This window comes from Vibrio sp. 1180_3 (genome assembly GCF_029478545.1).
Taxonomy (GTDB): domain Bacteria; phylum Pseudomonadota; class Gammaproteobacteria; order Enterobacterales; family Vibrionaceae; genus Vibrio; species Vibrio aestuarianus.
This window is the reverse complement of the sequence record NZ_SJFM01000057.1, coordinates 1-9,082: the sequence shown is the minus strand read 5'-3', so window position 1 is coordinate 9,082 and position 9,082 is coordinate 1. Positions and strand designations below refer to the sequence as shown.

General features: G+C 40.9%; 8 protein-coding genes. 3 read left to right on the top strand and 5 right to left on the bottom strand.

Annotation, left to right across the window (positions count from 1 at the left end; genetic code table 11):
- Positions 1–703: 703 nt before the first annotated feature.
- Positions 704–1,672: an IS30 family transposase gene (locus EYW48_RS19790; protein WP_277432912.1), complete on the bottom strand. Its 969-nt coding sequence runs from the start codon at positions 1,670–1,672 to the stop codon at positions 704–706.
- 92 nt (positions 1,673–1,764) lie between these two features.
- On the opposite strand from EYW48_RS19790, the gene EYW48_RS19785 reads away from it, so the two are divergent.
- A complete protein-coding gene (locus tag EYW48_RS19785; RefSeq protein WP_277432911.1) occupies positions 1,765–2,769 on the top strand; it encodes a DUF4238 domain-containing protein in 1,005 nt (334 codons plus the stop codon).
- Positions 2,770–2,910: 141 nt separating this feature from the next.
- Here the strand turns inward: EYW48_RS19785 and EYW48_RS19780 are convergent, their stop codons facing one another.
- Positions 2,911–3,333 (bottom strand): MarR family transcriptional regulator, encoded by a 423-nt coding sequence (locus EYW48_RS19780; RefSeq protein ID WP_277432910.1) that lies wholly within the window; start codon positions 3,331–3,333, stop codon positions 2,911–2,913.
- Positions 3,334–3,431: 98 nt separating this feature from the next.
- Between EYW48_RS19780 and EYW48_RS19775 the strand changes: the two genes are divergently transcribed.
- Together EYW48_RS19775 and EYW48_RS19770 are read left to right on the top strand one after the other, a co-directional pair.
- Positions 3,432–3,941 carry a DUF2798 domain-containing protein gene (locus EYW48_RS19775; protein ID WP_277432909.1) on the top strand — a complete coding sequence of 170 codons (510 nt, stop codon included), beginning with the start codon at positions 3,432–3,434 and terminating at the stop codon, positions 3,939–3,941.
- Between the two features lie 74 nt (positions 3,942–4,015).
- Positions 4,016–4,327, top strand: a complete 312-nt coding sequence (locus EYW48_RS19770; protein WP_277432908.1) for a DUF3861 domain-containing protein — start codon at positions 4,016–4,018, stop codon at positions 4,325–4,327.
- A gap of 1,132 nt (positions 4,328–5,459) precedes the next feature.
- On the opposite strand, the gene EYW48_RS19765 is transcribed toward EYW48_RS19770, so the two are convergent.
- From EYW48_RS19765 to EYW48_RS19755, 3 genes are read right to left on the bottom strand one after another with little or no spacing between them, the layout of a single operon-like run.
- Positions 5,460–6,554, bottom strand: coding sequence for a KTSC domain-containing protein (locus tag EYW48_RS19765; RefSeq protein WP_176245923.1), 1,095 nt, complete (start codon positions 6,552–6,554; stop codon positions 5,460–5,462).
- Positions 6,544–7,359 (bottom strand): carbohydrate-binding protein, encoded by an 816-nt coding sequence (locus tag EYW48_RS19760; RefSeq protein WP_176245922.1) that lies wholly within the window; start codon positions 7,357–7,359, stop codon positions 6,544–6,546. Before EYW48_RS19760 ends, EYW48_RS19765 begins: the two co-directional genes overlap by 11 nt.
- Before the next feature lie 8 nt (positions 7,360–7,367).
- Positions 7,368–8,654 carry an endonuclease/exonuclease/phosphatase family protein gene (locus EYW48_RS19755; protein ID WP_192075778.1) on the bottom strand — a complete coding sequence of 429 codons (1,287 nt, stop codon included), beginning with the start codon at positions 8,652–8,654 and terminating at the stop codon, positions 7,368–7,370.
- Between the last annotated feature and the right edge of the window lie 428 nt (positions 8,655–9,082).

Here is a 9,082-nt window from a genome sequence, read left to right as displayed (position 1 = left end):
ACTCTACGATTACATGGTCAAATGTATGAAAGAACTGGCAAAGCCAGAGCCTGATATTAACTCTCTTCTGCCTTGGAACGTCTCACACTGAAATTAAAACGCCCCGTGGGATTATGGGGCGCATACCTCGGACGAGTCTTGTTTCAATGTTACTGGACATACTTTGGGGAATGGTGAGTCAGAGTAACGCTGAAGCAGCAAGGTCTTGTTTTTTCTATCGCAGCTTTCCATACTTGAGTTAATCCATCTTTTGCTAATGTAGTGAACTCGCTGGCTCATTTATGTCCAAAAGCTTCTCGGATTGAATTTTTACCTGTGGCACTTTCTAACTCGAAAGTGCCCCGAAGCGTGTCAGAACGAAATCGAATTCGGTGTGGTTTTTAGCAATTAGGCTTACTTTTCCTCATAAAAAACTCTCTATATACGCCAAAGCTTGCTTATTTGTTACGGTTGATTGTGAGGGTTAACTATGATTTGAAGCTTAGAGCTAAATCTTAGTTTACTGTGTTAGCGTGATTTGATGCATTTCTCAATCAGGTCAATATATAATACGCCAATCATATTCAATGAGTTGTAGATGTGCCTTATGGCTTCAAATAAAAACCAGCACTATGTACCACAATGCTATCTAAAGAAATTTTCCTCTGACAACAATCGATCATCGATTAGCTTGCTTAGTATCAAGTTTGAAGTGCGACACTTTCTACAGATGCGCATGAATATACTCCGTTGGTGTTCTATACCCAAGCCTTTTGCGTGGGCGTGTATTTAATTTATATGCAATTTCATTACACAGCTTCTGTGTCACGTGTGACATGGAAGTTCGTTTTGGTAAGTATTGTCGTATCAAACCATTGGTGTTTTCATTAGTGCCTCGTTCCCATGAATGGTATGGATTTGCAAAGTAAAACAGGCAGTTATGATGTTTTTCTAGTTGTGCATAACCATGAAATTCAGTGCCGTTATCTGATGTTATCGTTTTAAAAGGTAAGTCAGAGCGGGTCATGATTTTGCTCATTCTTACGTTGAGCGACTCGGATGTTCTATCGTCCATTTGCCCGATAAAAGTGTAGCCAGTCATTCTGTCGACTAAAGTGACGATACAGTGCTTGGTTCCGCGACCCACGACCGTATCAATTTCCCAGTGGCCAGGCTCTTTTCGATGCTCAGCGTCTGCAGGTCTTTCGGCAATATGACGCTTATTTGCCAGCCGTCCTCGACTGTCTTTTGAGTTGTACCTTTTCCGCCTTTTCTTGGTGGATTGGCGTAGGTGTTTCCATAGCGTTCCGCCGAGAGTTTTGTCGTTCCAAACGTGCTGATAAATGAGCTCGTGGCTCATTGTTGGATAGCCTCTCATCCTTAGGTATCCGACGATTTGGTCAGGGCTCCAATCCAGTCGTAGCAATGCTTCAGGTAGCCTGAAGTCAAGTTTGGTATAGCGTTTATTTCGCCGTGAACGACTAAGCCGGTTGCGCGCCATTTGCTGTGCTCGCTCTGGTTGATAAGAGTACCTATCGAAGAACTTGTTGTAACGACAATTACGTTCAATTTCTCGATAGATAGTGGCTTTGTGACGCCCCAGTTGTTTAGCTATTTTTGCGGTAGTGATCCCTTGCTTTCTGAGCGCAGAAATCATATACCTTTCAATCTCAGTGAGGTGTGTGTATTTCATGTTTTTTACTTCTTGGCGGGAGCAAACTTCATGATTATCGCACCTTACTGTTTTTATGTTCAGAGGTGTCGCACTTCGTACTTGAATCCAAGTTGTTTAATATCGATAGACGTCAGTTTATTGTAAGAGCTGCCATTAAAGGACAATGTTCAAAAAATTACTTTTATGGTAAAGACTTGAAGATAGAAAAAGAATTGCAGTCTATTGAAGGTAACTTCTCAAGGGTTGTTGATAGAATTTTATCGCCAAACTATAAGCTTACTTGTAACGATGCATTATTCTTACTCCAATACTGGCTTTTACAGCAACAACGGACAGAGGCTACATCAAGGCGTAGTGTTGAAATTTCAAGTGCTTTCACTGAGGCAGCTCAAATATCGTCTCAAGAATATAGATTGGAAATGGAGGAAGCTGTTAAAGATTCTTTTGAGCGTTTTCAATTATTGAAAGAATGCTTGAATGATTTGAAAGTTTGTTTAATTAGAAACGAGAGTGGCATCAGCTTCATTACATCTGACGATCCTGCTGTAGAGGTTAATAGGTTGCACATATTAAAAACTCTCGCTTGCAAAGAAGCATCTGGTCTAGCTAGTGCTGGTCTTATTATTAGTTTGCCTCTGACACCTACTGTTCAGTTCGTTGCTTATGATTCTGATGTTTATAATCTACCATCTCAAGATGGTTGGTTGAAAACGAAAAAAGATAAAGACATAGACTTTTTTAATCAATTGCAGTTACTAAATTGCTGTGCAAATGTCTTTGTATCTGATGAACAACAAGCTACGTATGTTGATGAGCTATTTCGATTGGTACATGTAAATAGGTTAGAGTCTAAATATCGCCTTACATATGCTAACGCAGAGTTAGATAATAAAGGTAATGAGCGGTTCAGGATTGTAGATAAGAGCACTGTAAATAAGCAGGGTAAGATCCTTTTGTATCAGGAGAACTTAGTGCCAATGCCAGTTTTTTGGGCAACCTTTATCAATTGGAAAAGTAAAAGAACAGCATACACTAATGAATCTAGAGTTGGTTACATGCGGCACGATCACGCTTTGCTTAGAAACGACTTAGCGTTAAAAAGGGTAAAACTATAACCTAAGCGTAGCAGTATGGGGGATATTTAAACAATTCATAGATTAGTAATTTAGCAAACTCGCTGACTCGTCTTTGCCCCTTTCCAAGCTAGAGCACGAAAAAGAGACTAATAATTCAATATCGAATCCACATCTTAAGGTTTAGTTTAAATTCTCTACCATCAAGCCCGCTACACGTTTAAAAGTCGCTAAATCATCAGCATTAATACCCGCTTTCATTTTTTCAAACATTACAATATCCACGCCATCAAGTTTATCGATGATCTCTTGACCGATTGGGGTCACACGTAAACATTGGCTGCGCTTATCTTCCGGGTTTGGCTCTTTTACGATCAGTTCTTGTTTAATCAAACTGCTTAATAGGCGAGTAACCTGAGCCTTGTCTCTATCCAGAAAGTTTGCGATGTCGACCGCAGTGCATTGTGGTTTCTTCGCGATGATCTTCAAAACGCGCACATGCATAGGTGCGATATCCAGATCTAATTTCTCAATATGTTCGTGCACATTTCGTTTGAGTGCGTGAACCAATTTAAACAGCGTATCTAGGGATTTAGGATCAGACATAAATTTCTCCGGCAAAAACTAGTTGACAATATCAACTAGCATGATTATGGTTGATATTGTCAACTTAATTGAAGGTCAATTCAAGACCGGAGAAGCGAATGGCTGTAGAAGCAGTGATAAATGAATCAACTCTTGTTAAAAAGAAGATTCAAGAGCAAAAGAAGACGCCAATCATTCAGAAAGTCTTGGTTATGTTGGGCATGGTTAGCCTTATGGGTGGCACGATCATCGGTACAATGACGTACCTTAACTTAGGTTTCACTGAGACATTCTTTTTTGATTGGGCAACGAACTTTTTTACCGCGCTAGTGACCGTGATTCCAGTGGGTTTCACCATGATGGCGCTGTTAACTAAAGGCGCAGAGAATCTGCTACCAAATATGGCAGCAAAAGCACGAGATGCATTGGTAGGCGTGATCATGGCACTTATTATGGAATCAGGCATGGCATTTACCAGTGCATACAACAGCGTTGGTTTGGATAACCAATCAGAGTTTGTAACAGCATGGATGGACGGGGTACTAGGGGCACTTCCAGTGGCGCTAGTACTGATGATCACCGTATCGATGACAATCAAGCCAAAGGTAGAGCGCTTTCTTAAGAGTTAATGGCTTAAAAGCCAATCGTTGATTTACCAAAAGCACGACACGATACCAAAACCGATAATTTTAAGGTAACAGATATGATCCCGAAGATTCGTAAAGACAAACAATACCGCATCACAATCGAAGACGTGGGCATGGAAGAAGCAAGAACACTAGTGTTTGAATATCAAGATCGTGAAGATTTATTCAAAATCGTAGAAGGCCTAAAAAAGGGCAGTGGTTTAGAGCCTGAGAATGCGACAAAGGTAGCAGTGGCGCTTCGCTTACTTGGCCCAGTGATGATGAAGGATCGCAAGCATCCACTGTTCATCAACTTCATGCCGCACTTTAAATGTTTTATGCAAAACCTAAAAAGCACAGTTAAAAAATCAATAGAGAGTCCTCTTTAGCAAAGTAGTGAACTTAGAAATTGCCTCACTTTGGGTCAGTCGAATCTTGACTGGCTCACCTTTGCCCCAAAGTGAGCTACGGCTCGAATTGTTATTTCAGACAATTTTCTAGTTTTGAGATACAAAAAGTAATGGATGGCAAGAGGCAAGACCTGACCCCATAGCTTTTCGAAAAAGTTAAATATTTCTGACATATACCTTGTGTTCGCTCTAAATGCCCCCAAATAAAACGTAGGTATTTCAACTAGCTATTGAGGTGTAAATGAGCGTATCTGACAAGTTTTCAACTTTCTGTACCAACTTGCGTATGAGTGATGTGGTTATATCTAACATCTCATATAGGACGAAGCAAATAACTAAGCGCATTAACAGTGACTTTAGAGGTATAGACTCAGATACCAGATTGTGATGGCTAATTCACGGAAAATACTAGTTCTTTTGGTGCGCCAGTGTAATGTTCATTATTCGTAGCATGATCCTAATTTCATCTAACAGCTAGAGACTTCAATGACCTCGGGCATAGGATATTAAACAAACATCGATTGATGCGCTGCGAACGCAGTGCTGATTGCGAGCGGCTAACGCCGCAGGAGGCCAATGACTAAATAGCTGTTCCTAAATGTAGGTATACCAAGCTGATTTGCATTTAAAGGAAAGACGTTTACGGAGTTATGTTTAACCGCAATAGCACAAGGATGTTCACATACCTCGACCCCGAATCAATGAAATTTCAACATAGCGTAGGTCAAATAGAAACTCATATTTAGGCGTATTAGATGAGGGCATAGCATGCAAAGCAAGGAAACTAATAGCAACATGTATTTTCGTTCGATGGTGGCGATACAGATAAACACACCACCATCGGTGAGACATTATTCGTATAGTATATTTATTACCTTTATGTGGATACAACCAGGGCGAACTCATGAACATTATTTACTCAGCTTGAGTGCAAATCTTAAGCAAGCCCTGTGTGATATTTGAACACCGAGACCTTTTTTATCGAACCGCTGAAAAGAAAGTCACTCTATTAGATCAAATATCAAACACACGTGCGGCTACCCTGCCCTAGAACGCTGAAATGCCTATTAGAAATTTGATAAAGAGAGTCCTATCTAATAATCATAACCTATTATGGTTCTAATTGTGTGAACGTGTATTTTCCTCGGATATTTTTGTTGAAATAAGAGCCGTGAGATGTCGAATCATAAAAGCTATTCCATAAGGGCAACGGGACATTGTCATATCGGTATCCACCACCATCTCTAAATCGAATGTCCAAGATCTTGCTCACTTCAGAATACCCGATATGTGAGATCGCGGAGGAGCTGGAAGGGTGTTGGTCAAAAATTGGAAAAGGAACAAGGTTTCTCGTTATTCTACTGATGTTATCGGCAATCACGGATGCTTGACCATGAGAGTGTAAATATGACGCCATAAGACCATGTCCAGTCGCATCCAATAAATTCTCAACGGCTTTGTAATTAGCTGGCACAGCACCTAACAGTTGCCTAACTGCGTCCATGACAATGTCATTGTCATTGGTTAGGACCCCGACAAGATTCGGATTATTACTTCCAAACTCCCCCCCTACTGAGCTTGCGGGGCTAGCGATCCCCATCATGCCGAGCATAGGGTAGTCCTTTAAGTTCGCTCCATTTTCATATGTATAAGTGTTTGTCATTTCATTTACTAAGGCATTCGCATAGAAGTTGCCCTGTGAATGACCAATCAACACAGTTCTCGCACAGCTGTTCAATGCGATTCGTAACCCATTCATGGCGTATTGGAAATCCACCTCTGATTCGATTTCATGGTCTGGAAGAAAACTCATAAGATCAATTAAAAATGGGGTAATAGTACTGAATTGATCTGACGACAGCTCGTAAATAAAACCACCAAGAATGGATGTCAACACAATATACTCAGGACTGTGTCTGTCTAAATCTTGATACTTTTGTCTTGCCACTTGATAAAGCTGTTTGATGTGGCCTTCATACTGGTTATAGGCACCTTTGACCTCACCATTTTTACGAAAGTGATTGAGGTAACCGTCTTGAAAATCATCCAGAGCATCTAGGTTATTTGCGTAACCAATGGCTGTGGTGTACATGCCGTTAACGTAAAAAAGCTGCAACTTATCGATACTATTTTCGCACCAGGTATAGGCGTAAGCATTTGAGGCTACGATCAACGTGAGAGCTGTTGCCATGATTTTAGTTTTCATTTTGAGTTACCAAAGTCAAGTTATTGCATGGAGATTGAGGTGGGTTGATGAGAGACAGATCTCCTTGAAGTGTCCGATACAATCTGTCTTCTGCTTCCCTCTTTTTCATCGCCCGCTCGAACGTATTAAAATAAAACTGAGTTGGACTTTTGAAATTCGGATCTGCTTTTCTGATTTCAGTGAAACAACGTGATGCGGAGATCAAATTAACGAAGATCTGTGAGGCTTCTTCTTTTGTTACAGGAATAGATTCGTCTAACCCTAGTTTGATGAGTTTTTTCCACTCTTGGCTTGCAGAAAGAGCAACATTCAACAACTCTTCGCTGCTGTAAAGATTTCTGATGGTCACTTCATAGTCGTCTCTGACACCATTATTGTCAGTATCTAAACCTTCAACAGAATCATTATCGACGGGTTTATCTGGTGATGTATCGCCATTGAACTCGAAGTTTTTTAAGTGGCGCCAAGACGATGATGTTTCTGGATACTCGTTTTGGTTCCACCAATTAGCCATATAGTATTGGCTATCGATTTTTACCAGATCTCCACCGAGGAATGCGTTTTGAGGAGTCCACGTTTTTAGGTTGTTTTCATCAACGAAAATCCAGCCATCCCAGTTAATGTCATTCTCTAGCGGCTCCACGCCCTGTGTCCAATGAGACGAGAGATATGCTTTCCCTTTCCAAGTGACTAAGTCACCAGAGTTATAGACTTGTGTGGTATTCCATTCGTTTGATGCTTGGGTATAACCCGATAGCGTTATCGCGAAAAGAACCCCAACGGAGAAGAGAGGTTTCAACTTCATATCATTCCTTAAAAGTAAATTTCCGTTTGTTCTTGAGATTTTGTATAAGTCACTTCGTCGATAAGCTCTTCGTATCTGTTTAAGATTCGAATCGTATCGCCAGTGTTGTTGAGCGTGACACCCGATGAGATGGTATGGGTGAGTATCTGGTCTTTCTTAATGTTGATATCCATCACTTCGTGAGCGAGAGAGCGATCTTGCAAAATGATCGTTCCTTGAAAATCTGGACCTATGTTGTGAATCGTGACAGTCTCTTTCCCTGTATCGCTACCTGCAGGGTTAGGGAGCAAGGATTTGATTTTTAGTGTGGGTTTCTCGCAATCTAGACAAGAAAAATCGACGTAAATGGGAATATAATCGGAAGCTCTAGTGTCGTCATTGCCTTGAATACCTATGGGCCAGTCAAAGGCTTTCGCTTGTAGTTGTCCGCCAAGGAAATCATATAAGGAAGCGCTTAAGAGAATTTGATCGTAGAGCGCTTTGTCCATTGCAAGATCAGTATCAAAGTCCTCTAGGTTCTTTTGGCGTGAACCCGTAATAGAGGGATTAATTCTTTTTACAATGGAGTCCGTGACGTCGTTGCTTTTCAATCCATAAGAGACCGCGTCCTGCTCAATCAAAGGCTCGGTCAAGTTAACAAGAAAACTCCCTTTGTTATTTTCCAAATGAAGAGTGGATAAAAGGCCGATTTCCAAGGTATTTAAGGAGCGGTCGTCTGGTGTGTCGTTAAAATCTCCGAGCAAGGCTATGTATGGGGTAGAGCTGGTGGTGATGTAGTCTATAAGGTCTAAGGCAGCTTGAGTTCGCTGCTCATCAGTAATAGAGCGTCCGTTATAGCGAGACTTAGCATGATGATTAAGAAAGAGGATTTCCTTGTTTTTATAGGTCACATAGAGCGTTAATACCCTTCGCTCATCAATAAAATGGCTATTTGATTTTGGAAAAGCAAAATCAATATTTTCGTCTGCATTTAAGATGTTGCCTGAAGCCAATCGGAAATCTAGGCCTTTGCGAATCACAAAAGCTAAGTTCAAGTCATCTGTACTTTCATCGTCGATGATAATGTTCCATTGATCAGATGGGAAAAAGCGCTCTACAGCGTAGCGATCCCTTACCTCTTGAAGGGCAATAATGTCTGCATTGAGTTTATGAACTGTTTCTTGATAGTTGATGACCCGAACTTTGTTCATGCAGGCAGATAAAAACTTCGAGTTGTAAGTGGCTAATCGAAGGTGATCTGATGAGTAAGTGGAAAAAGAAAAAACAAGGAGTGAGAGCGCTATAAAAAATTTCAAGGAAACAATCCTATCCGATAGAATGATACTTTGAACCTTTTACATTTTTCAGATGGATTTATCTTATGATACTAAGCGCGAATGGACGGTAATCTGAAAATTACATTCCTGACAACAATATAAATTTCAGTTTACTGCGACGCGGTACAAAGTAAGTGTAACAGCCCGCTTGCACTGATCTGCTCCAGCCAGACTGGACACTCAACTAAACGAGTTTCCCATACCCAAGTTAAATCATTGATTACTAATATAACAAAGAAATGTCCAGAACTTTCGCAGTTGGCACTTCTTAACACAGAAGTGTCGAGTAGACGACACCTGTTACCAAGTGTCGTCCCTCTAAGAACCCAGCGTGCAACTTTCACCGCACTAGGCTCAAGCCTTCACAAAGGCACCTGATGGCACCCAGCAACTTATAAAGCAGCGAG